This window comes from Microvirga sp. TS319 (assembly GCF_041276405.1).
In the GTDB taxonomy this organism is placed as follows: domain Bacteria; phylum Pseudomonadota; class Alphaproteobacteria; order Rhizobiales; family Beijerinckiaceae; genus Microvirga.
Window position 1 is genome coordinate 2408667 of record NZ_JBGGGT010000002.1, and the last position, 22655, is coordinate 2431321.

Sequence of the window (22655 nt, forward strand, 5' to 3'; positions counted from 1 at the left end):
CGCGAAGCACCGCGACAGTCCCGCCGAGGAGGACCGCGATGCCGACGGTTTCCGCATGACATGACAAGGAAAGATGGTGGGCGGTGAGGGGATCGAACCCCCGACCTGCGGTGTGTAAAACCGATGCTCTACCAGCTGAGCTAACCGCCCTCGCGTTGCCTTCGGAATCGGTCTCCGAAGGAACATGCGTCATACCAGAAGCTGCGAATGTTTCCAGCCCCGATGCGACTGACATAAAAAGAGAAGGCCAACAACGCAAGCGCCGTTGGCCTTCTATGCAAGCGAAAGCGGCGTTAAATGCGCTTACTTCGCGTTGACGGCGTCCTTCAGGCCCGCGCCGGCGCGGAACTTCGGCGTCTTGGACGCCGGAACCGCCACCTTCTCGCCGGTGCGCGGGTTGCGGGCCTCGCCGGCCGCGCGGTTGGTCACCACGAACGTACCGAAGCCGACGATCTTCACCTCGTCGCCCTGCTTCAGAGCGCCCGTGATCGCCTCGATGGCGGCGTCGATCGCCTCACCAGCCTGGCCACGCGTAAGACCGACCTTGTCGGCGACGGCTGCAACGAGCTCGCCTTTGTTCATATCATATCCTCCAGTGATCGCGGCGATCGCAGGTTATGAAGTATCACCGCTTCAGGGAGCACTCGTGTGGCGCAAAGCTAGTCCGTAGGCAAGCCCTAAAGCGCCGGAAATGGGCCACTTTCTGTCGTTTCGCACCAAAAAAAGCCCCCGGATTCGCCATCCGGGGGCCTGTTTTCACGTGACGTTACGTCGATTGTTTAGTGGGCGACGACGCCTGCTCCGTCCTCCTCGACGGCGGGTTTCGGACCCTTGAGCACCGAAGCCTCGTCCCATTCGATCGGCTCGGGCATGCGCACGAGGGCCTGCTGGAGCACCTGATCCATGGTGGAGACCGGCACGATCTCGAGGCCGTTCTTCACGCTCGCCGGGATTTCGACCAGATCCTTGGCGTTCTCCTCGGGGATCAAGACCTTCTTGATGCCGCCGCGGAGAGCCGCGAGGAGCTTCTCCTTCAACCCGCCGATGGGCAGCACCCTGCCCCGCAGCGTGACCTCGCCCGTCATGGCGATGTCGCGGCGCACCGGAATCCCGGTCACGACGGAGACGATCGCCGTCGCCATGGCGATGCCGGCGGACGGACCATCCTTCGGCGTCGCGCCTTCCGGCACGTGCACGTGGATGTCGCGGCGGTCGAACAGCGGCGGCTCGACCCCGAAGGCAACCGCGCGGGAGCGGACATAGGATGCCGCCGCCGAGATCGATTCCTTCATCACGTCACGCAGGTTGCCCGTGACGGTCATCTTGCCCTTGCCCGGCATGCCGATGCCTTCGATGGTGAGCAGTTCGCCGCCCACCTCGGTCCAGGCAAGACCCGTGACGGTGCCGACCGAATCCTCCGTCTCGGCCTCGCCGTAGCGGAAGCGCGGGGGACCAAGGAAGTCCGGCAGGTTGGCCGTGGTGACCTCGACGGACGGCACCTTGGAGAGAAGAATCTCCTTCACCGCCTTGCGGACGAGATTGTTGATCTCGCGCTCGAGGTTACGCACGCCCGCCTCGCGGGTGTAGCGGCGGATCAGCATGAGCAGAGCATCGTCGTCGATCTTCCACTCCTTCGGCTGCAGGCCATGCTTCTGCGTGGACGACGGGATCAGGTGCGTCCGCGCGATCTCGGCCTTCTCCTCCTCGGTGTAACCCGCGATGCGGATCACTTCCATGCGGTCGAGAAGCGGACCGGGAATGTTGAGCGTGTTGGCCGTCGTGACGAACATCACGTTGGAGAGGTCGTAATCGACCTCCAGGTAATGGTCGTTGAACGAGTTGTTCTGCTCGGGGTCGAGAACCTCCAGAAGGGCCGCCGAGGGATCGCCGCGGAAGTCCATGCCCATCTTGTCGATCTCGTCGAGCAGGATGAGCGGGTTGGAGGTCTTGGCCTTGCGCATCGACTGGATGATCTTGCCGGGCATCGAGCCGATATAGGTCCGACGGTGGCCGCGGATCTCCGACTCGTCACGGACGCCGCCGAGCGACATGCGCACGAACTCGCGGCCCGTCGCCTTGGCGATCGACTTGCCCAGCGAGGTCTTGCCGACGCCGGGAGGTCCGACGAGGCAGAGGATCGGGCCCGTGAGCTTGTTGGCGCGCTGCTGCACGGCCAGGTACTCGACGATCCGCTCCTTGACCTTGTCGAGGCCGTAGTGATCCGAATCCAGGGTATCCTGGGCGGCCTTCAGGTCCTTCTTCATCTTCGAGCGGCGGCCCCACGGAATGCCGAGCAGCCAGTCGAGATAGTTGCGCACGACGGTCGCTTCCGCGGACATGGGCGACATCTGGCGCAGCTTCTTCAGCTCGCCCATCGCCTTTTCGCGGGCTTCCTTCGTGAACTTGGTCTTTTCGATCTTCTCCTCGAGCTCGGCCAGCTCGTCGCGACCCTCGTCGTCGCCGAGCTCCTTCTGGATCGCCTTCATCTGCTCGTTGAGGTAGTACTCGCGCTGCGTCTTCTCCATCTGCCGCTTCACGCGGGTCCGGATGCGCTTCTCGACCTGCAGGACGGAGATCTCGCTCTCCATCATGCCGAGCACCTTCTCCAGGCGCTGGGCGACGGTCGGCGTCTCAAGGATCGCCTGCTTGTCGGCGATCTTGATGGCGAGGTGCGAAGCGATGGTGTCGGCGAGCTTCGCGGGCTCGTCGATCTGGGTGACGGCCGAGACGACCTCGGGCGAGACCTTCTTGTTGAGCTTCACATAGTTCTCGAACTCGGCCACCACCGAGCGGGCCAGGGCCTCGGCCTCGATCTGGTCGCCGAGGGCATCCGGAAGCACTTCGGCTTCGGCCTCGTAGAATTCTTCCGTGCGGGTATAGGCCTTCACCTGGGCGCGGCTCGCGCCTTCGACCAGCACTTTCACGGTGCCGTCGGGCAGCTTCAGGAGCTGAAGCACGTTGGCCAGGGTGCCGACCTTGTAGATCGCATCCGCAGCAGGATCATCGTCCGTCGCATCGATCTGCGTCGCCAGCAGGATGTGACGGTCGTTCTTGACCACCTCCTCGAGCGCACGGATCGACTTCTCGCGGCCGACGAAGAGCGGCACGATCATATGCGGGAAGACGACGATATCGCGCAGAGGCAGAACCGCATAGGTTCCGGTCGAGCCCGGGATGACAGGCTGACGAGGCTTCGACTGTGTCATGAGACAACATCCTTATGTCTGCGTCCGGAGCGCCCCTTGAATTAAGCTGGTTCTCGGACGGGATACCGGAATGCTCAGGCTTTTGTTATGGGCTGCATCCGGTACGCGGGGCCACCCCTCGGGGATGAGCGGACGACCACCGCGCAAGAAATTATGTGGCGTTGCGGATGCAGTGTTTCAAGAACCGTGCCCGCAACGCCGCCGTTCATGGAAGTCCCCGGAAGCGCCTCAGGCGCTCGCGCTGGTCTGCTCGGCCCGGTCGCCGTGGATGAAGAGCGGCTTGGCCTTGCCCTCCACCACTTCCGGGCCGATGACCACCTGCTCGACCGAGTCGAGGCCGGGGAGGTCGTACATGGTCTCCAGCAGGATACCCTCCATGATGGAGCGCAGGCCGCGGGCGCCCGTCTTCCGCTCGATCGCCTTGCGGGCGATGAGCGACATGGCCTCCTCCTGGAAGGTCAGCTGCACGTTCTCCATCTCGAAGAGACGCTGATACTGCTTCACCAGCGCGTTCTTCGGCTCCTGGAGGATCTTCTTCAGGGCCTCCTCGTCGAGATCCTCGAGCGTCGCCAGGACCGGAAGACGGCCGACGAACTCGGGGATGAGGCCGAATTTCAGGAGATCCTCAGGCTCGACCTCGCGGAAGATCTCGCCCGTCCGGCGGTCGTCCGGCGAGCTCACCGTGGCGCCGAAGCCGATGGACGTGCCCTTGCCGCGGCCGGCGATGATCCGCTCGAGGCCCGCGAAGGCGCCGCCGCAGATGAACAGGATGTTGGTCGTGTCCACCTGCAGGAATTCCTGCTGCGGGTGCTTGCGGCCGCCCTGCGGAGGCACGGAGGCCACGGTGCCCTCCATGATCTTCAAAAGGGCCTGCTGCACGCCCTCGCCCGACACGTCGCGGGTGATCGACGGGTTGTCGGACTTGCGGGAGATCTTGTCGATCTCGTCGATATAGACGATGCCGCGCTGCGCCCGCTCGACATTGTAGTCGGAGGCCTGGAGCAGCTTCAGAATGATGTTCTCGACGTCCTCGCCCACATAGCCGGCTTCCGTAAGGGTCGTGGCATCGGCCATGGTGAAGGGCACGTCCAGGATCCGGGCGAGCGTCTGCGCGAGCAGCGTCTTGCCCGAGCCGGTCGGACCGATCAGCAGGATGTTGGACTTCGCCAGCTCCACGTCGTTGTGCTTCGTGGCGTGGGCCAGACGCTTGTAATGGTTGTGGACCGCCACCGAGAGCACCTTCTTGGCGTGCTCCTGGCCGATCACGTAATCGTCCAGAACGCGGCTGATTTCCTTCGGGGTGGGCACGCCATCCCGGGACTTCACGAGAGACGATTTCGACTCCTCGCGGATGATGTCCATGCAGAGCTCGACGCATTCATCGCAGATGAAAACCGTCGGGCCAGCGATCAGCTTGCGAACCTCGTGCTGGCTCTTGCCGCAGAAGGAGCAGTACAGCGTGCTCTTGGAGTCGTTGCCGCCAGCCTTGGTCATTATCACATCTCCAATTCGTGCCGGGACGGCTCTGTGCCGGCCCTGCACCCTGTAAGTTATGAGCGCCGGAGCTAATGAAAGGTTCCGACGCTGAGGATTTTCACGTCAAATCGCCTCCCTCCCGAATCCACATGCAATCACGGGCCGGGCGCGCGATCAACAGAAACGGGATTACAGGTTAAAAAGACGCACCTGGGGAGAATTCTTCCCCAGGTTTTAGGGATTAGGTCGGGGTTGCCGCCGGCTCGGGACGCTTCTCGATGACCTGGTCGATCAGGCCGAATTCCCGGGCTGCCTCGGCGGTCATGAAGTTGTCGCGCTCGAGCGCTCGCTCGATTTCCTCGTAGTTCCGGCTCGTATGGTTAACGTAGATCTCATTGAGCCGGCGCTTGAGGGCCTCGCTCTCGCGGGCGTGGATCATGATGTCGGTGACCTGACCCTGATAGCCGCCGGACGGCTGGTGGACCATGATCCGGGCATTGGGGAGCGCGAAGCGCATGCCCTTCTCGCCGGCGGTCAGCAGGAGCGAGCCCATCGAGGCGGCCTGGCCGACGCAGAGGGTCGAAACCGGGCAGCGGATGAACTGCATCGTGTCGTAGATCGACAGGCCCGAGGTCACGACGCCGCCGGGAGAGTTGATGTAGAAGGAAATCTCCTTCTTCGGGTTCTCGGCTTCGAGGAACAGCAACTGCGCCACGATGAGCGACGCCGAATAGTCTTCGACCGGACCCGTCAGGAAGATAATCCGTTCGCGCAGGAGGCGCGAATAGATGTCGAAGGCGCGCTCGCCGCGGTTCGACTGCTCGACCACCATGGGAACGAGCGTGTTGTTATAGAGCGCTACCGGATCTCTCATGTCTCACTGCTCCAAATCGGCCGCGCGGAATGCGCGGCCGTCTGATTGATGCAAGCTGCGAGACGCTCGAGATGAAGCGTTACTCGCCCTTGCTGGCTTTCTGACCGCCCTTACCCTTCGGCTCGGAATCGGACCCTTCGGCCTCATCGTCGCTGAAGAGGGCTTCCTTGGAAACCGTCTCCTCGTTCACCTTCACCTGGGACAGGATCTGGTCGACGACTTTCTCCTCGAACAGAGGAGCCCGGATTTCAGCTAGGGCCTGCGGGTTCTTTTGGTAGAACTCCCAGACCTGCCGCTCCTGGCCGGGATACTGGCGGACCCGCTCGATGAGGGCCTGAGTCACCTCGTCGTCGGAGATCTTGATATCGGACTTCTCACCGATCTGCGCAAGGACCAACCCGAGGCGCACGCGACGCTCGGCGATCTTGCGGTAATCGGCCTTGGCCTGCTCTTCCGTCGTGTCCTCGTCGGCGAAGGTGCGGCCATTCGACTTCATGTCGGCCTCGACCTGCGACCAAACGGCAGCGAATTCCTGCTCGACCAGGGACGGGGGCAGCTCGAAGCTGTACTTGGCGTCAAGAGCGTCCAGGAGCTCCTTCTTCACCTTGCGGCGGGACTGAGCGTCGAAATCGCGCTTGATGGCGTCGCCGATCGCTTCCTTGAGCTTGTCCAGGGACTCCATGCCGAAGCCCTTGGCCATCTCGTCGTCGATCTTCAGCTCGCCGGGAGCCTCGACGTCCTTCACGGTCACGTCGAACTCGGCATCCTTGCCGGCCAGGTGAGCGGCCAGGTAGTTCTCGGGGAACTTGACCTTCACGAGCTTGGTGTCGCCGGCCTTCAGGCCGATGAGCTGCTCCTCGAAGCCCGGGATGAAGGTGTTGGAGCCCAGCTCAACGTGGATGTCCTGGCCGTTGCCGCCTTCGAACTCGGTGCCGTCGATTCGGCCCACGAAGTCCACCAGGACACGGTCGCCGTCGGCGGCCGCGCCTTCCTTCGTCTCGAAGGAGCGGTTCTGCTTGGCCATGCGCTCGAGCGACTCGTTGATTTCCGTCTCGGAAACCTCGACCACCGGCTTCTTGACGCTCACGTCCGACAGATCGGCCAGCTCGAAGTCCGGCAGGACTTCGAGGGCGACCGTGAAGGCGAGATCGCCCTTGGCGTCCATGGCCTTCTCGATCGTGTCCTTGTCCTCGGGGAACTGGATCTGCGGCTCATGGGCGAGCTTCAGGCCGTTGTCCTCGACAATCTTGCGGTTGGCCTCGTTGACGGCGTTCTGGAGAACGTCGGACATCACGGAGCGGCCATAGACCTTGCGCAGGTGGGCGACCGGCACCTTGCCGGGGCGGAAGCCGTTGAGCCGCACGCGATCCTTGATGTTGTCCAGCTCGCTGTTCAGGCGCTGCTCCAACTCGGTGGCCGGGAGCACGACCTTGAACTCTCGCTTCAAGCCTTGGGACAGTGTTTCCGTCACCTGCATTGTTCTATTCGCCTTCATTCACACGCAAAATTGATATCTGGCTCCGGCCGATGCGACATTCGCTGTCGTCAACCAGGCGCCAGGAGCCTCCGGACCCAATCCCGATGATTGGTGCGGGCGGAGGGAGTCGAACCCCCACGACTTGCGTCGCTGGAACCTAAATCCAGTGCGTCTACCAGTTCCGCCACGCCCGCATGGGAGTAGCACGATATACGCGCCCCTCTTCCGGGACGCGGCTCTATACCATGCTTGGAGAGGCATGCATTAAAAAAGTTAGCGCGCAAGCGCAAAGCAACCAAACTTGGCCATTTTCGTTTAAGAAGGTACTCTGTAACCTCCCGAACCCTGTCGTGAGCCCTCCTGCATGATCACTCGCCGCGCCGCCATCGGGGGCCTTGCCACGACCCTGATCGGGCTGACCGGGCGGGCGACGGCGCAAGGAGCGGCCCAAGGAACGGCCCAAGGCTCGCAGCCCTCTCCGGCGATCGAGGGCCAGAAGGGCAACGGCCCCGGCTGGAACGTCACCGCCAAGCCTCGAAAGATGCGCCTGCTGCCCGACGCGTCCCGGGAGGCCGACCTCTGGACCTTCAACGGCCGATTGGCGCCTGCCTTCAGGATCAAGCATGGAGCAGAGGTGCGGCTGTCCCTCATCAACGAAGCACCCCAGCCCCTGTCCCTGCATTTTCACGGCGTCCGAGGACCGAATGACATGGATGGCGTAGGAGGGTTCTCGTTTCACGCTCTCCGCAACAGCGCCGATGGCAGAGGCGTATTCACGCAAGAACCTGTTTGGCCAGGCCAGCGCTTTGATTATCTCTTTACCCCTCCCGACCCCGGCACCTTCCTGATCCGCCCCTGCATCCTGGGCAAGAGCGCCGAGCCTATGGAGCGGGGCCTGTCGGGTCTGCTGGTCGTCGAGGAAACCAACCCTCCTGAGGTCGATCAGGATATTGCCCTGCTCGTGGACGACTGGGCCCTTGCGGACGACGGGAGTCTTGCTCTCGGAGATCCCGCTCCCGCAGGACGGCTGGGCAGCGTCCTGACCGCCAATGGCAAACCCGCTCCACAGCGGATCGAGGCCGCGCCCGGCGGGCGCGTCCGCCTCCGGCTCGCCAATGCCTGCAACGCCCGGATCATGCGGCTCGGCCTCGAAGGACTGAACGCCTGCGTGATCGCCGTCGACGGGCAGCCCTCCAGCACCTTCGAGCCCCTGAAGGCGTCCCTGCCCTTCGCGCCCGGAAACCGTTACGACCTGCTCGTCGACCTGCCGCGGGAGACCGGCTCTGCCGGGACCGTGAGCGCCCTGATCGGCAACGGATTCCCGCTCCTGGAGATCGTCGCGGCGGGCGACAGGCGCGAGCCCTTGCGTCCGGTCGCTCCCCTGCCGGCCAATCCGAGGCTCCCGGAGGCCATCAGGCTCCAGAGCGCCGCCCGCAAGGACGTGGCGATCACGGGAGACCCGAGACGCCCCGATGCCCCCTGGGCCGTCAACGGAGCCCAGGGCCAGCCGTCGAATCCGCCGCTCGTGAAGGTCGGTCGCGGGACGCCCGTGGTCCTGGCGCTCAGGAACGAGACCGGCTACGTCCAGCCCCTGCACCTGCACGGGCACGCGTTCCGGCTTCTGCACGCGCTCGACGACGGCTGGGAGCCCTATTGGCTCGACACGGTGCAGGTCCCGGAGAACAAGACGGTCCGGATCGCCTTCGTGGCCGACAATCCCGGCAAGTGGCTCCTCGCCTCGACGGTCATGGAGCGGTTCGATGCGGGCCTGTGGACCTGGATCGAGGTCAGTTGAGAAGGCCGCGCAGGACCCCCGGAATGAGTTCGGCCAGATCCTCGGCGATCAGTCCCGGCCCGAAGCTCGCGCCCGCTTCCGCGTGGATCCAGACGCCCGCGGAAGCGGCCTCGAAGGCAGGCAACCCCTGGGCCATGAGGCCCGCGATAATTCCGCTCAAGGTGTCGCCCGATCCAGCCGTGCCGAGATAAGGCGTGCCGTTTTCGTTGACGGCCACGCGTCCGTCCGGCGCCGCGATGACCGTGTCCGGCCCCTTGAGCACCACGACCGCGCCCGTGTAGAGGGCGGCGCGACGCGCCCGCTCGATTTTCGAGTCCGGATCGAGGAGATCCGGGTGATCCTTGAACAGACGGCTGAACTCGCCGTCATGGGGCGTCAGCACCGTCGGCGCATGGCGGAAAGCCTGATGAAGCTCCGTGGCGAGCCCTTCGAAGGATGTCAGCGCATCCGCATCCAGCACGAGGCTGCGGCGGGCCTGGGCCGCCACCGCCACCATGGCGCGGGTGCCGGAATGGACCCCGAGGGCGGGCCCGAGCACCAGGGCGTTCAGCCGCCGGTCCTGGAGGATGTGATGGAGCCCCTCCGGACCGTCGCAGCCCCGCAGCATGACGGCGGTGAGATGGGCCGCGTTGACCCCGAGAGCCTCCGGGGGCGAAGCCACCGTGACGAGGCCCGACCCGATCCGCAAGGCCGCCCGGGCCGCCAGCCGCGCCGCGCCCGTCCGCGTCGCGCCGCCCGAAAGAACGAGGGTGTGGCCCCGGTCGTATTTATGGGAGCCGAGCTCGGGCCGGGGCAGCTTGTGGAGCCACAGCGCGGGAGCATTCGCGAAAAGCCTCCCGCCGACCGCCTGGAGGATCTCCCGGCCGATGCCGATATCGGCCACCTCCACGCGCCCGCAGAAGGTCCGGCCCGGCATCAGGACGTGACAGGGCTTGCGGGCCGCGAAGGTCACCGTCCGGACCGCCCTGGCCGCGATGCCCCGCACCCGGCCCGTCGCGCCGTCCAGCCCCGAGGGCAGGTCGACGGCGAGGACGGGTCTGCCGGAGGCGTTCATGCGGTCGACCGCGAGATGGGCCGCACCGTCGAGATCCCGCGCAAGCCCCGTGCCGAACAGCGCGTCGACGATCAGGTCGGCCTCGGAGAACGGCAGGGTCTCGACCGGCTCGATACGCCCCTGCCAATCCTTTGCCGCGAGGGCGGCATCGCCCGAGAGCCGCTCGACGCTTCCGAGCAGGCCGAGCGAGACCCGATGGCCCTGCTCGGCCAGGAGCGTCGCGACGATAAAGCCGTCACCCCCGTTCTGGCCGGGGCCCGCGGCGACGATCACGCGCGCCTCTTTCGTGAGCATCTCCGCTGCCGCCCGGGCGACGGCGCGGCCCGCTCGCCGCATGAGTTCGATACCGGAAATCCCAGACTCGATGGTCCGGGCATCCGCTTGTTTCATGTCCGGGGGCGTGAGGATGAGTTCAGGAGGCATTCGGACCCTCGAAATTGCCGGATAAAGACCCTTTGCCGATGAAAGCCGCACATGCACAAACTTTGAGCAAGAACTGCCCCCCGGAGATGCAATTGCGCCCGATTTGAATCGTTGAATCCATGGAAGGCGCCCTGTGCTGGTGCTAAAAGCGGCAAGTCCCGAACCGAAACGGTTATCCGATGAAGAAAATCGAAGCCATCATCAAACCTTTCAAGCTCGATGAAGTCAAAGAAGCCCTCCAGGAAGTCGGGCTCCAGGGCATCACGGTCATCGAAGCGAAGGGTTTCGGCCGTCAGAAGGGCCATACCGAGCTGTATCGCGGAGCGGAATACGTCGTCGACTTTCTGCCCAAGGTGAAGCTCGAGATCGTCCTGAACGACGACATGGCCGAAAGCGCCATCGAGGCCATCCGCAAGGCGGCCCAGACCGGGCGCATCGGAGACGGAAAGATTTTCGTGTCGACGGTCGAAGAGGCCGTCCGCATCCGTACGGGCGAGACCGGATCCGACGCGATCTAAACGCGCCAACTCAAGCCGAGGCTTCAAGGCCGAGGACTATCTTAAGGGCAGAAGAGGACCAGCACCATGCAGACCGCCAAGGATGTGCTCAAGGCGATCAAAGATAACGACGTGAAGTACGTCGACTTCCGTTTCACGGATCCGCGCGGCAAGTGGCAGCACGTGACCTTCGACGTCTCGATGGTCGACGAGGAAATGTTCGCCGACGGCATCATGTTCGACGGCTCCTCCATCGCCGGCTGGAAGGCGATCAACGAGTCCGACATGACCCTCATGCCCGATCCGACGACGGCGCAGATGGACCCGTTCTTCTCGGCCTCCACCCTGACGATCAACTGCGATATTCTCGAGCCCGCCACGGGCGAGCCCTATAACCGCGATCCGCGCGGCATCGCCAAGAAGGCCGAGGCCTATCTTCGCTCCACCGGCATCGCCGATACGGTCTATGTCGGCCCCGAGGCCGAGTTCTTCGTGTTCGACGACGTGAAGTTCATGGCCGACCCCTACAATACCGGCTTCAGGCTCGACGCGTCGGAACTTCCGACCAACGGCGACACGGCCTATGAAGGCGGCAACCTCGGTCACCGCATCCCGATCAAGGGCGGCTACTTCCCGGTTCCCCCGCTGGATTCGGCCCAGGACATGCGCGGCGAAATGCTGGCGGCCATGAAGTCCATGGGCGTGACGGTCGAGAAGCACCACCACGAGGTGGCCTCCGCCCAGCACGAACTCGGCACGAAGTTCAACACGCTCGTCCGCACCGCCGACGAGATGCAGATCTACAAGTACTGCATCCACAACGTCGCCCAGTCCTACGGCAAGACGGCCACCTTCATGCCGAAGCCGGTCTACGGCGACAACGGCTCGGGCATGCACGTGCACCAGTCCCTTTGGAAGGACGGCAAGCCTATCTTCGCCGGCAATAAATATGCCGATCTGAGCCAGGAATGCCTGTGGTACATCGGCGGCATCATCAAGCACGCCAAGGCGCTCAACGCCTTCACCAACCCGTCGACGAACTCCTACAAGCGTCTCGTCCCGGGCTATGAGGCTCCGGTCCTGCTCGCCTACTCGGCGCGCAACCGTTCGGCATCCTGCCGCATTCCGTGGACCACCTCTCCGAAGGCCAAGCGGGTCGAGATCCGCTTCCCCGATCCGACCGCCAACCCCTATCTCGCTTTCACGGCGATCATGATGGCGGGCCTCGACGGCATCCTGAACAAGATCGATCCCGGCCAGGCGATGGACAAGGATCTCTACGACCTGCCCCCGAAGGAACTCAAGAAGATCCCGACGGTCTGCGGCTCCCTGCGCGAAGCCCTCGCCAGCGTCGACAAGGACCGCGCCTTCCTCAAGGCCGGCGGCGTCTTCACGGACGACTTCATCGACAGCTATATCGAGCTGAAGATGACGGAGGTCGCCCGCTTCGAGATGACCCCGCACCCGGTCGAGTTCCAGATGTACTATTCCGTCTGACGGGACCCGTTTCCTCCCGGCTGCATTTTTCACCGCAGCCTTCCTGCCGGAGCCCTCGTGGCTCCGGCTTTTTTTGTGGGTGCGAATTGCTGTCCTACAGTGGCGGCATCGTTCTCGTCATGCCCGGCCCTCCAGGATCACGCGGCGCCTGTTTCCGCAACGCTCCGGTCGACGGCCCAACTGGAAACCCATCGGCGCCTCAGCGCATCCCCTTCACCCTTGAAGAAGACCTCCACGGGCGCTCCGCTCTCCACGCGGTCCGCACGGAAGTGGCGCAGATCCTCACGCAACTCGCACCACGCGACGATGTTGGCGGCCTCCGGGTAATAGATGAGCGCGATGGGACGGATCGTCCTTTCGGTCCGCCGCCCCTGCTCATCGCGATAGGCGATCGCGAGCTTCCTCTCGTCCCGGATCGCAGCTCTCACCACCGCGAGGTCGATGCCCGAGCCCGTCCGGGCTGCGGCTCCCCAGGCGTGAAGGGTATCGGCGGCAAGAGCCTGGCGGAGCGGCGGAGGAACGGCTGCGGCGATCTTCTGGCTGATCCTTTTCGCCGATTGCTCGAGGGCGGCATCGCCGGTGCGCTCCAGGAGCGCGAGGGCCAGCACGATGGCCTCCGTTTCCTCGATGGAGAACATGAGCGGCGGCAGATCGAACCCGGCGCGCAGCATGTACCCGATGCCGCGCCCGCCTTGAATCGGAACATTCATGGCCTGCAGCGCCCCGATATCCCGGTAGATCGACCGCGCCGTCACACCCAGAGTTCGGGCGATCCGCGCCGCCGTCACCGGTTCGTCCGCGATCCGCAGGATCTGGATGATCTCGAACAGCCGGGAGGCTTTCCGCATCTGGCCTTCCTTTCAACTGACACAACGCTGTCAGTAGAGATGCCGACCCTCAAGGCTCATCGGATTGATAAACAACGATCAATGTCGGATCCGTCATCGGCACGGCTGAGGGCAACTGACATGACGTATAGCGCGAATCTCGGGCTCTTTCTCACGCTTCTTCTGGGCATCATCATCGTTCCGGGCATGGACATGCTCTTCGTCCTCGCCAATGCCCTGACGGGCGGGCGCAGGGCCGGCCTCGCGGCGACGGCGGGCATCATGACGGGAGGGGCGGCGCACACGATCTTCGGCGCGCTCGGCGTCGGGCTGATCGCGCGCCTGTCGCCGGCGATCCTGAGCGCCCTGCTCTATGCCGGCGCGGCCTACATGACCTGGATCGGCCTGACGCTTCTGCGCAGCTCGATCACGATCGGCGATGTCGGAGCGGCGAAACCGCGATCCCTGTGGGTGGCCTTCCGGCAGGGCGCCGTCACATGCCTTCTCAATCCGAAAGCCTATCTCTTCGTGCTCGCGGTCTATCCGCAGTTCCTGCTGCCCCATTACGGGCCGATCTGGCTGCAGGCCCTGGTGATGGGACTTATGACGATCGCGATGCAGTTCGCGATCTATGGCGGGCTCGCCATGGCGGCGGGACGCGGCCGGGAACTCCTGGTCTCCAGCCCACGCGCCACCGCAATGATCAGCCGCCTCGCCGGAATCCTGCTCATCGGCATCGCGATCGCCACGGCCCTGCGCTAGCCCATCGTGCGGAAAAGTGGATCCGGTTTTCCGCTCGCAACGATGCGCTTCTCTAGGAGTGGAGCATCGGATTGGATCCCAAAAGTGGATTCCACTTTTCACGTCCGATGCTCTAGCGCATCGTGCGGAACCGGCGGATGCCGCGCCTTCCTGCCGGACACTCCCGATGCCCGGCTTATTTGCCGCACGCAGAGGAATATGGCGGCGCTACCTAGGAAAAGCGGTCTCGAATCAGGAACGTATCCTCGCCTTTCGGAGTTACCCAGCCCGGAGCGGCCTTATCGACTGGCCGCGTCCTTGAGAGCATCGAACGCGAAAAGCCGAGTCCGCTTTTTCGCACGATGCGCGTGTCTCAAGAACACCCTGATGGCTTTAGAGGAGTAGAGAACCATGAAGAGCGCTATGATCGCAGTTGCGGCCGCTTTCGGCCTTTTGGCCGCTGTTCCGGCCAGCGCCCAGACGGCCGTGACGACCACGGAGACCACCGGCTCCATCACCATCGCGCCGGAAAAGCGCACCATCATCCATGAGCGCCTCGGCTCGACGAAGCCCGTGACCGTGAAGGAGAAGGTGACCGTGGGCGCGACGGTTCCTGGCACCGTCGAGTTGCAGACGGTTCCCGACACCATCGTGTCCGACATCCCGTCCGTGAAGGGCTACAGCTATTTCGTCTACAATAACGACGTCGTCTTTGTGGATCCCAAGACCCGCAAGGTCGTGACCATCGTCCAGTAAGCGTCTCGCATCGCGATGCCGTCCGGCAACGGACGGCATCGCCGCAGGCAAACAAAAAGGCCCGGGTTTCCCCGGGCCTTTTCTGTCGCGGATGCGACGGATCTTAGTAGGTGCCGAAGCGGTAGTTCAGGCCGGCGCGAACCACACCGAAATCGGTGTCGCCGGTGCTGACCGTGCCAACGCCCGGGACCGTGAAGTCGTCGCTGTTGAGCTTCACGTACAGGCCTTCGAGCTTGGCCGAGAGGTTGTTGGTGATGGCGTACTCGATGCCGCCGCCGACCGTCCAGCCGTTGCGGTTGTCCGCGAACGCCCAGCCGCCGGTGGCGTAGATCAGAGCGCGGTCGAACGCGACGCCGACGCGGCCGCGAACCGTGCCGAACCAGTCGCCCGAATCACGGGTGATCAGGCCGCCGCCAAGACCGGTGAAGTCGTAGGTGGTGCTGCCGAAATCGGCCCACTGCAGGTCGCCTTCCACGCCGACCACGAAGGAGCCCATCTGGTAGTTGTAGCCGACCTGAGCGCCGCCCACGAAGCTCGCGTCGTTGTCGCTGTCGGCGAGGATGGTGTCGCCGCCGAACACGAGATCGTCATCGCCGTTGTTGAAGCCGACGCCGGCGTTCACACCGACGTAGAAACCGGTCCAGGTGAAGACCGGAACGGCAGCCACGATCGGAGCCGGAGCGCGGCGGGACGGGAGGTCGGCAGCCATCGCGCCAGCGGTGAGGCCGAGAAGAGCAACCGAGGAGAGAAGAATCTTTTTCATTGATTTATCCATTCGCGAAGAACGCTATGGCCTCGCTTCTAGTCGAGGGCAGGCTCGCCGTCTGTCACTTTTGCGCAACAGTGGACAAACCTCGCGATCCTTGGCGCCCGCATCTGGACGCACGGCCGCATCGACGGGACCCGTGACTGGCCGAACTCCAGCGGGCGGAGCTCCCGCCCTGGACGTAAAGCGTTGTCAACAAAGGACTATATGACGATGGGACGAGGGACGAGCAGCCTCGGGCACAGGCGCCCGAGGCGGTAAGAAATCATTGACCATGCAGGAAAAGAGCACTTTTCCGGCAGGCCTCTCAGCCCTCTTCGAGCCACATCCGCATGGCGTGCGCGACCCTCTCGGGCTGCTCCAGGCTGGACAGGTGCCCTGCCCCCGGCACGATGACGAGAGAGGCCCATTCGATCATGTCGGCCATCTCGCGGGCGATCTCGGGAGGCGTGATGGCATCGCCCTCCCCGACGAGAATCAGGGTCGGGATTTCGATTCCGGGCAGCAGGGGCCGGGAATCCGCCCGGTTCATGATCGCGCGCTGCTGCCTGCCGAAAGCCTCCGCCCCGGTCTCGCGCAACATTCCGGACACGATCGCCCGGAGGTCCCGATCGTTCCGGTGGTCGGGATGCACCAGGCGCGGCCAGAGCTTTGAATCGATTTCCTCGAAGCGCCCCGCCTGGGCCAGGACGATGAACTGCTCGCGATCCCGGCTCGCTTCGGGCGTATCCGGTCGGGCGCTGGTGTCGAGGAGCGCGAGACGCTCGATCCGTTCGGGCGCCTGGCGCATGACCTCCATGGCCACGTATCCGCCCATGGAGAGCCCGGCGAGGGCGAAGCGTTGCGGGGCATCCTTCAGAAGCCGCGCGGCTATTGCAGGAATCGAATCATCTTGCTTATGGTCGGCGACGACAACGTTCCTGCGTCCGGACAAGGCGGCGATCTGGGCGTCGAACAGGCGCGCCGTGCAGGCCAAACCCGGAATCAGAACCAATGTTTCGGCCATTTCTTCGCTCCCGTGCAAGTTTGCTTGTATTGACAAGCCCATAGCTTGTCCTATGGTCCCGCCACACCTTTTACTTGAGCAAGAACCTCAGGTGAAACCAGTCTCGCGCCTGTTTGTTGCCGTAGAGCGCGGCCGGCACTGTCAGCGCATCCTACCCCAACGGTATAGAGATTCATGTCCTTCGCCGAACTCGGACTTAGCGATAAAGTTCAACAGGCTGTTGCCGCTGCCGGATACACCGAGCCGACGCCCATTCAGGCTCAGGCCATTCCTCATGTGCTCGCCCGCAAGGACGTTCTCGGCATCGCCCAGACCGGCACGGGCAAGACGGCAGCCTTCACGTTGCCGATGCTCACGCTGCTCGAGCACGGCCGCGCCCGGGCCCGCATGCCGCGGACGCTGATCCTCGAGCCCACCCGCGAGCTGGCCGCCCAGGTCGAGGACAATTTCGACAAGTACGGCATCAACCACAAGCTTTCCGTGGCTCTGCTGATCGGCGGCGTGTCCTTCGGGGACCAGGACGCCAAGATCACCCGCGGCGTCGACGTGCTGATCGCCACGCCCGGCCGCCTGCTCGACCATTTCGAGCGCGGCAAGCTCCTGCTGACCGGCGTCGAGCTTCTCGTCATCGACGAGGCCGACCGCATGCTCGACATGGGCTTCATCCCGGATATCGAGCGCATCGTGAAGCTCGTGCCGTTCACGCGCCAGACCCTGTTCTTCTCGGCGACCATGCCGCCGGAAATCCAGCGCCTCGCGGATGCCTTCCTGCACAATCCGGTCAAGGTCGAGGTCGCGCGCGCGGCCACCGCGGCGGCGACGATCACCCAGCGCCTCGTGGCGACGGGCCGGCAGGATTGGGAGAAGCGCGACACGCTGCGCCGCCTGATCCGCAACGCGACCGACCTGCAGAACGCCATCGTGTTCTGCAACCGGAAGCGCGATGTGGCGGTGCTTCACCGCTCGCTGCAGAAGCACGGCTTCGGGGCCGTGGCCCTCCATGGCGATATGGATCAGCATGCCCGCATGGCAGCCCTCGACAGTTTCCGAACCGGCGAGATGCCCATTCTGGTGGCGAGCGACGTGGCGGCCCGCGGCCTCGACATTCCCATCGTGAGCCATGTGTTCAATTACGACGTGCCCCACCATGCCGAGGATTACGTCCACCGCATCGGCCGCACGGGCCGCGCCGGTCGCGCCGGTCATGCGTTCACGCTCGTCAGCCCAGGCGACGAGAAGTCCCTGGCCGCGATCGAAAAGCTGATCGGCACCACGATCGAATGGGATGGCCCGACCGTGGCCGAACTGCCGCCTTCCGAAGGATCGTCCCGCCGCGGCGGCCGTGGCGAGGAGCGCAGTTCCCGCGGCCGCAAGGTCAAGGTTCGCTCCGGCGGCCGGCAGCGGACCGGTGACGACGAGACGAGGGACGAAGCCGCGCCCGCGCGGGAAGCGGCTCCTCGCCAGGAGCCGTCCGCGCGCCGGTCGCGCCCCGAGAGGGAGCGCCAGGAGAGAGCCCGTCCAGAAAGAGAGCGCCCGGAGAGGGAGCGCCCCGAGAGGGAACGCTCCTCCGGCAGGGGAAGCCAGGGTGGGAACCAGGGCCGTTCGCACCGCGACGATGACGATGTGCCGGTCAAGGGACTGGGCGACCACGTGCCGGCCTTCCTCATGCGGCCGGTCACGATCAAGAAGTCCTAGAGCATCGGACGCAGAAGCGGGCGCCGGTTTTGCGTGAAAAGATGCTCAAGTCCGTCGACTGACAGTATCGGATACGGGTTCGATTTCACGCCTGATGCCGTAACCATTCATCGTTATGGCCGGGCTCGTCCCGGCCAGCCACGTCTTGGGAACTACTGCGCCCCTAGAGCATCGTGCGAAGAAGTGGGAACCGGTTCTTCGCGAAAAACGATGCTTCACCAAAGAGAAAGAGCAAGCATTCTGATCCCGTCAGAATGCAATTTGCTCTAGAGCCTTTTCCATGAACTTCGGTTCACGGAAAAGGCGTTTGTTGTTTGAGAAAGACGCCTTTTCTTCGCAAAACCGGCATCCACTTTTGCGGAAAAGGCTCTAGAGCATCGTGCGAAAAACCGGGTCCACTTTTCGCTCGCGCGGCCCGGCGGGTCCGCACGATGCGCTAAAGCGCGCGTTCCGGGCTCTTTCTCGATTTCCCGGCACGCGAAGACGGCTTTTTCGCCTTCTTCGCAGCCGCCGCTTTCGTCCGCAGGGCCGCTTCGAACGCCATGCGGGCCAGGCGGGCTGCCTCGTCGGGGTCGTCCAGGGCCGATTCCGGCATGAGCCAGTAGCTCATGACTCCCGTCCGGCCGTCCTTCATCCGGTAGCTGAAAGCCCGCGAGCCGAGGTCGCGGAAGAAGCCGAGGCTCTCGTCGTCGACCTTCAGGTAGAGTTCGCCGCCGCTCTCGAGGGCGAACATCACCCCTTCGCGATAGATCCCCTGCCCGCCGAACATGCGGCGGATACCGACCGGGCCGAACGCCTGAAACGTCTCGCGGACGGCCTCGGCATCCATCGGGTTCAGCTCGCGCTATGGAGCGCGGGCGGCGTCGCCGGCGTGATCGCGACGGATTCGCCGCAGCCGCAGGCCGAGGTCTGGTTGGGATTGTTGAACACGAACTGGGACGACATCCTGGTCGTCTGGAAATCCATCTCCGTGCCGAGCAGGAACAGCACCGCTTTCGGGTCGATCAGCACGGTCACGCCCTTGTCCTCGACCACTTCGTCGAGCGGGTTGACGCTTTCCGCATATTCCATGGTGTAGGACATGCCGGCGCAGCCGCCGTTCTTCACGCCCACGCGGACGCCCACGATGGGCCGGTCCGCCTTGCCGATGATGTCCTTGACGCGGTTTGCCGCCGCGTCCGTCAAGGTGACGACCTTGAAACCGGGTAGAGCCATAAGCCTTCTCTCCTGGCAGCCGGGTTCAAGGCCCGGGCAGAACGAGTACGATGGTCCATAGATAAGAGATCCAGGGGCAAACGTCGAGATCAACAGGGTTGTGATCGGCGGCCACGTGCCTCATACGGGGTATGCTTTTTCCCAAGACTTTTCCCCAAGACCTCTCCCAAGACCCTCTCCCAAGACCTTTCCCAAGACAAATCCCATCAGAGGAGAACCGATGCCGCATCACATGCCGCTGATATCCACGATCGTCGTCGGCCTCGTCCTGGCCTTCGTTCTCGGCGCCATCGCGCAGCGGCTTCGCATCTCTCCCCTCGTCGGCTATCTCCTGGCCGGCGTTTTCGTCGGGCCCTTCACGCCCGGCTACGTGGCCGACCAGACGCTCTCCAACCAGCTCGCCGAGATCGGCGTGATCCTGCTCATGTTCGGCGTCGGCCTGCATTTTTCCCTGAAGGACCTCCTGTCCGTCCGCGCCATCGCGGTTCCGGGCGCCATCGTCCAGATCGCCAGCGCCACGCTGCTCGGGATGGGGCTCGCCTGGCTGATGGGCTGGAGCCTCGAAGGCGGCCTCGTCTTCGGCCTTGCCCTGTCGGTGGCCAGTACGGTCGTGCTGCTGCGGGCCCTGCAGGAGCGCCGCCTCGTGGAAACCGAGCGTGGCCATATCGCGGTCGGCTGGCTGATCGTCGAGGATCTCGCCATGGTGCTGACCCTGGTGCTGCTCCCGGCCTTCGCCAAGGCGACGGCGGGTTCCGGCGCGGATCTCGAGTCGATCGCCATCTCGCTCGGCCTCACCCTCGGCAAGGTCCTGGCCTTCATGGCGGTCATGCTGGTCGTGGGCCGGCGCGTCATTCCGTGGATCCTGCATTACGTGGCGCATACGGGCTCCCGGGAGCTGTTCCGCCTGTCGGTCCTCGCCATCGCCCTGGGCACGGCCTTCGGGGCGGCCGAGCTGTTCGGAGTGTCCTTCGCCCTCGGCGCCTTCTTCGCCGGCATGGTCCTGAGCGAATCGGAGCTGAGCCATCGCGCCGCCTCCGAAACGCTGCCGCTGCGCGACGCCTTCGCGGTGCTGTTCTTCGTCTCGGTCGGAATGCTGTTCGACCCGATGATCCTGATCCATAATTTCGGGCCGGTGCTCGCCACGTTCCTGATCATCGTGGTCGGCAAGTCGCTGGCCGCCTACGGCATCGTCCGCCTGTTCCGGCATCCCGACACAACGGCGATCACCATCGCGGCGAGCCTTGCCCAGATCGGCGAGTTCTCGTTCATCCTCGCCGGCCTCGGCGTGGAACTCCGATTGCTGCCGAGCGAGGGACGCGATCTCATCCTGGCCGGCGCGATCCTCTCGATTCTGGTGAATCCGTTCCTGTTCACGCTGCTGGACCGCTGGTTCGCCCGACGGGAGGCCGCGAGACCCGAGAAGGCGACCGAGGCCGAAGCCGCATCGGCTCCGGTCGAGGCACCCGTTGCAACGCGAGAGCCGCTTCCGAAAACGGCCCTGGCGGATCATGTGGTCCTCGTCGGCCACGGCCGGGTCGGCAAGTTCATCAGCGGCAAGCTCGCCGCGACCGGAACGCCGTTCCTGATCGTCGAGACCGACAAGACCCAGCTGACGAGCCTGCCGCAGGAGGGTGTCGAAACCCTGATCGGCAATGCGGCCGATCCGGAGGTCGCCGTCGCCGCGAATGTCGGGGAAGCCCGCTGCCTTCTGGTCGCCATTCCGGATGCGTTCGAGAGCGGACAGGTCGTCGAGCAGGCCCGCAGGCTCAACCCGGACCTGCCGATCGTGGTGCGCGTCCATTCCGCCGCCCAGGAAGATCACGTCATGAAATACGGCGCGACCCGGGTGGTGATGGGAGAGCAGGAAATCGCCCGGGCCATGATCTCGGCGGTTCCCGATGCGCCGCGAGCCCCGATCCTCGCGTCCGTCGAGGACGCCGACACGATCGAGAGCGTGACGGATGGGGCTGCGCAGGAGCAGGCCGGCGAGACTACCCTACCGCACGTGCTCCGGCCGGAAGCCGATGCCGATGAGGCGGGCGGGAAGACGCCGGAGCCACGGCACGCCGGCCAGCACGCGGAGGAGCCAGGGCGCTGACACCGGGCCCGTGGTCTTGAGAACGGGATCGATCAGCCGCTTCTGGATGAGCACCTGCAGCCCTTGCGTCAGCCGCGTCGGAAGCTCCCGCCTCTTCTGAACGAGGGCGAGCGTCTCCGGCGCGGGGGTGCCTTTCTTGAGGGAGGGCCCGAGGAGGTTCGCCGTCGCGACCGCGTCCTGGATGGCGAGATTGATGCCGACGCCTCCGATCGGCGACATGGCGTGCGCCGCATCGCCGATGCAGAGAAGACCCGGCCTGGACCATTGCGTCAGCCGGTCGACCGTGACGGTCAGGAGCCGGATGTCGTCCCAGCCTCGGATCTCCTCGGTCCGCGCCCCCAGGAACGGAGCGAGGCTTGCCAGATTGCGCCGGAAAGCGTCGATGCCGTCCTGTCTGACGGTTTCGAATGTCCCCTTGGGGATGAGATAGGCGCATTGCCAATAATCGCCGCGGTCGAGCATCACCAGCATCCGCCCCGCCTCGATATGTCCGAGCAGATTGGTGGGATCACTGGGGAGCTTGGAGACCCGCAACCACAGCACGTCCATGGGGGCCCCGATATCGATCACCGGAAGGCCCGCCTTTTGCCGCATGACGGAGTGCCGCCCGTCCGCCGCGACGACCAGATCGCAGGTCACGTCGAGGGGACCATCCGGCGTCATGGCGCGAACGCCGGAGATACGCCCTCCCTCCTCGATCAGGTCCACGGCCTCGGTCCGCATGCGCAGGTGAAAACCCGGATAGGACCGGGCATGCCCGACCAGGAAATCGAGGAAGTCCCATTGCGGCATGAAGACCAGAAACTTGCAGTGGGTCGGCAGATGCGAGAAGTCGCCGAGCTTCAGCAAAGTGTCGCCGATCCTCAGGTTGGCGCTCTGCACCTCCTGATGCGGCCTGGTCAGGAACTCCTCGAGAAGGCCGAGCTCGCCCATGATCTCGAGCGTCGAGGGATGAATGGTGTCGCCGCGAAAGTCCCGCAGGAAATCGGCGTGCTTTTCGAGGACGAGGACATCCGTTCCCTGCCGGGCGAGCAGATAGCCCAGCATGATGCCGGCCGGTCCGCCGCCGACGATGCAGCAGCGGGCCTGAAGCGTTTCAGGGACCCGGGGCGTGTCCATAGTCGGCCTCCTCCCGGCAGGATGAGGCTGTAAGTTTAGCACATTTCCGACGGCAATGCGCAACGCGGGATGCACCGTCCCGTTCCGGTGCGCCCTGTATCGTCATCCCCGCGAAGGCGGAGAACCATGACCA

At 64.5% G+C, this 22655-nt stretch carries 19 protein-coding genes and 2 tRNA genes; 7 read left to right on the plus strand and 14 right to left on the minus strand.

The window, feature by feature from the left end:
• Nucleotides 1–74: 74 nt before the first annotated feature.
• The 7 genes from AB8841_RS20725 to AB8841_RS20755 all read right to left on the minus strand — a co-directional run bounded on the left by AB8841_RS20725 (nucleotide 75) and on the right by AB8841_RS20755 (nucleotide 7227).
• Nucleotides 75–150, minus strand: a tRNA-Val gene (locus tag AB8841_RS20725).
• A 153-nt stretch (nucleotides 151–303) separates the two neighbouring features.
• Nucleotides 304–582, minus strand: a complete 279-nt coding sequence (locus tag AB8841_RS20730) for an HU family DNA-binding protein (protein WP_370437690.1) — start codon at nucleotides 580–582, stop codon at nucleotides 304–306.
• Nucleotides 583–779: 197 nt separating this feature from the next.
• A complete protein-coding gene (lon, locus tag AB8841_RS20735; protein ID WP_370437691.1) occupies nucleotides 780–3206 on the minus strand; it encodes an endopeptidase La in 2427 nt (808 codons plus the stop codon).
• Between the two features lie 228 nt (nucleotides 3207–3434).
• Nucleotides 3435–4700, minus strand: coding sequence for an ATP-dependent Clp protease ATP-binding subunit ClpX (clpX, locus tag AB8841_RS20740; protein WP_370437692.1), 1266 nt, complete (start codon nucleotides 4698–4700; stop codon nucleotides 3435–3437).
• 223 nt (nucleotides 4701–4923) lie between these two features.
• On the minus strand, nucleotides 4924–5556 hold the full coding sequence (locus tag AB8841_RS20745; RefSeq protein WP_370437693.1) for an ATP-dependent Clp protease proteolytic subunit: 633 nt from the start codon (nucleotides 5554–5556) through the stop codon (nucleotides 4924–4926).
• A gap of 79 nt (nucleotides 5557–5635) precedes the next feature.
• Nucleotides 5636–7033, minus strand: coding sequence for a trigger factor (tig, locus tag AB8841_RS20750; protein ID WP_370437694.1), 1398 nt, complete (start codon nucleotides 7031–7033; stop codon nucleotides 5636–5638).
• A gap of 109 nt (nucleotides 7034–7142) precedes the next feature.
• Nucleotides 7143–7227: transfer RNA gene (locus AB8841_RS20755), tRNA-Leu, on the minus strand.
• Nucleotides 7228–7397: 170 nt separating this feature from the next.
• Between AB8841_RS20755 and AB8841_RS20760 the strand changes: the two genes are divergently transcribed.
• Nucleotides 7398–8828: a multicopper oxidase family protein gene (locus tag AB8841_RS20760; protein WP_370437695.1), complete on the plus strand. Its 1431-nt coding sequence runs from the start codon at nucleotides 7398–7400 to the stop codon at nucleotides 8826–8828.
• On the opposite strand, the gene AB8841_RS20765 is transcribed toward AB8841_RS20760, so the two are convergent.
• Entirely contained in the window at nucleotides 8821–10305 is a 1485-nt protein-coding gene (locus AB8841_RS20765) for an NAD(P)H-hydrate dehydratase (RefSeq protein WP_370437696.1), read from the minus strand. The genes AB8841_RS20760 and AB8841_RS20765 overlap by 8 nt on opposite strands.
• A gap of 179 nt (nucleotides 10306–10484) precedes the next feature.
• Between AB8841_RS20765 and AB8841_RS20770 the strand changes: the two genes are divergently transcribed.
• Together AB8841_RS20770 and glnA are read left to right on the plus strand one after the other, a co-directional pair.
• Nucleotides 10485–10823: a P-II family nitrogen regulator gene (locus tag AB8841_RS20770; RefSeq protein WP_009490961.1), complete on the plus strand. Its 339-nt coding sequence runs from the start codon at nucleotides 10485–10487 to the stop codon at nucleotides 10821–10823.
• A gap of 66 nt (nucleotides 10824–10889) precedes the next feature.
• On the plus strand, nucleotides 10890–12299 hold the full coding sequence (gene glnA, locus AB8841_RS20775; RefSeq protein ID WP_370437697.1) for a type I glutamate--ammonia ligase: 1410 nt from the start codon (nucleotides 10890–10892) through the stop codon (nucleotides 12297–12299).
• Between the two features lie 137 nt (nucleotides 12300–12436).
• On the opposite strand, the gene AB8841_RS20780 is transcribed toward glnA, so the two are convergent.
• Nucleotides 12437–13147: a helix-turn-helix transcriptional regulator gene (locus AB8841_RS20780; RefSeq protein ID WP_370437698.1), complete on the minus strand. Its 711-nt coding sequence runs from the start codon at nucleotides 13145–13147 to the stop codon at nucleotides 12437–12439.
• 120 nt (nucleotides 13148–13267) lie between these two features.
• On the opposite strand from AB8841_RS20780, the gene AB8841_RS20785 reads away from it, so the two are divergent.
• Complete coding sequence (locus tag AB8841_RS20785) at nucleotides 13268–13888, plus strand: LysE family translocator (protein WP_370437699.1); 621 nt, start codon at nucleotides 13268–13270, stop codon at nucleotides 13886–13888.
• 390 nt (nucleotides 13889–14278) lie between these two features.
• Nucleotides 14279–14623, plus strand: coding sequence for a DUF1236 domain-containing protein (locus AB8841_RS20790; protein ID WP_370437700.1), 345 nt, complete (start codon nucleotides 14279–14281; stop codon nucleotides 14621–14623).
• Between the two features lie 103 nt (nucleotides 14624–14726).
• On the opposite strand, the gene AB8841_RS20795 is transcribed toward AB8841_RS20790, so the two are convergent.
• Nucleotides 14727–15386: an outer membrane protein gene (locus AB8841_RS20795; protein WP_370437701.1), complete on the minus strand. Its 660-nt coding sequence runs from the start codon at nucleotides 15384–15386 to the stop codon at nucleotides 14727–14729.
• A gap of 310 nt (nucleotides 15387–15696) precedes the next feature.
• Nucleotides 15697–16395 carry an alpha/beta fold hydrolase gene (locus tag AB8841_RS20800; RefSeq protein WP_370437702.1) on the minus strand — a complete coding sequence of 233 codons (699 nt, stop codon included), beginning with the start codon at nucleotides 16393–16395 and terminating at the stop codon, nucleotides 15697–15699.
• A 174-nt stretch (nucleotides 16396–16569) separates the two neighbouring features.
• On the opposite strand from AB8841_RS20800, the gene AB8841_RS20805 reads away from it, so the two are divergent.
• A complete protein-coding gene (locus tag AB8841_RS20805) occupies nucleotides 16570–18090 on the plus strand; it encodes a DEAD/DEAH box helicase (protein ID WP_370437703.1) in 1521 nt (506 codons plus the stop codon).
• 436 nt (nucleotides 18091–18526) lie between these two features.
• On the opposite strand, the gene AB8841_RS20810 is transcribed toward AB8841_RS20805, so the two are convergent.
• Together AB8841_RS20810 and AB8841_RS20815 are read right to left on the minus strand one after the other, a co-directional pair.
• Nucleotides 18527–18919 (minus strand): TfoX/Sxy family protein, encoded by a 393-nt coding sequence (locus AB8841_RS20810; RefSeq protein ID WP_370437704.1) that lies wholly within the window; start codon nucleotides 18917–18919, stop codon nucleotides 18527–18529.
• Nucleotides 18920–18924: 5 nt separating this feature from the next.
• On the minus strand, nucleotides 18925–19305 hold the full coding sequence (locus AB8841_RS20815; protein ID WP_370437705.1) for a HesB/IscA family protein: 381 nt from the start codon (nucleotides 19303–19305) through the stop codon (nucleotides 18925–18927).
• A gap of 220 nt (nucleotides 19306–19525) precedes the next feature.
• Here AB8841_RS20815 and ybaL point away from each other — a divergent pair, with 220 nt between their 5' ends.
• Nucleotides 19526–21403, plus strand: a complete 1878-nt coding sequence (ybaL, locus tag AB8841_RS20820) for a YbaL family putative K(+) efflux transporter (RefSeq protein ID WP_370437706.1) — start codon at nucleotides 19526–19528, stop codon at nucleotides 21401–21403.
• On the opposite strand, the gene AB8841_RS20825 is transcribed toward ybaL, so the two are convergent.
• Nucleotides 21302–22522 (minus strand): FAD-dependent oxidoreductase, encoded by a 1221-nt coding sequence (locus tag AB8841_RS20825; RefSeq protein ID WP_370437707.1) that lies wholly within the window; start codon nucleotides 22520–22522, stop codon nucleotides 21302–21304. The two genes, ybaL and AB8841_RS20825, sit on opposite strands and share 102 nt — an antisense overlap.
• Nucleotides 22523–22655: the final 133 nt, after the last annotated feature.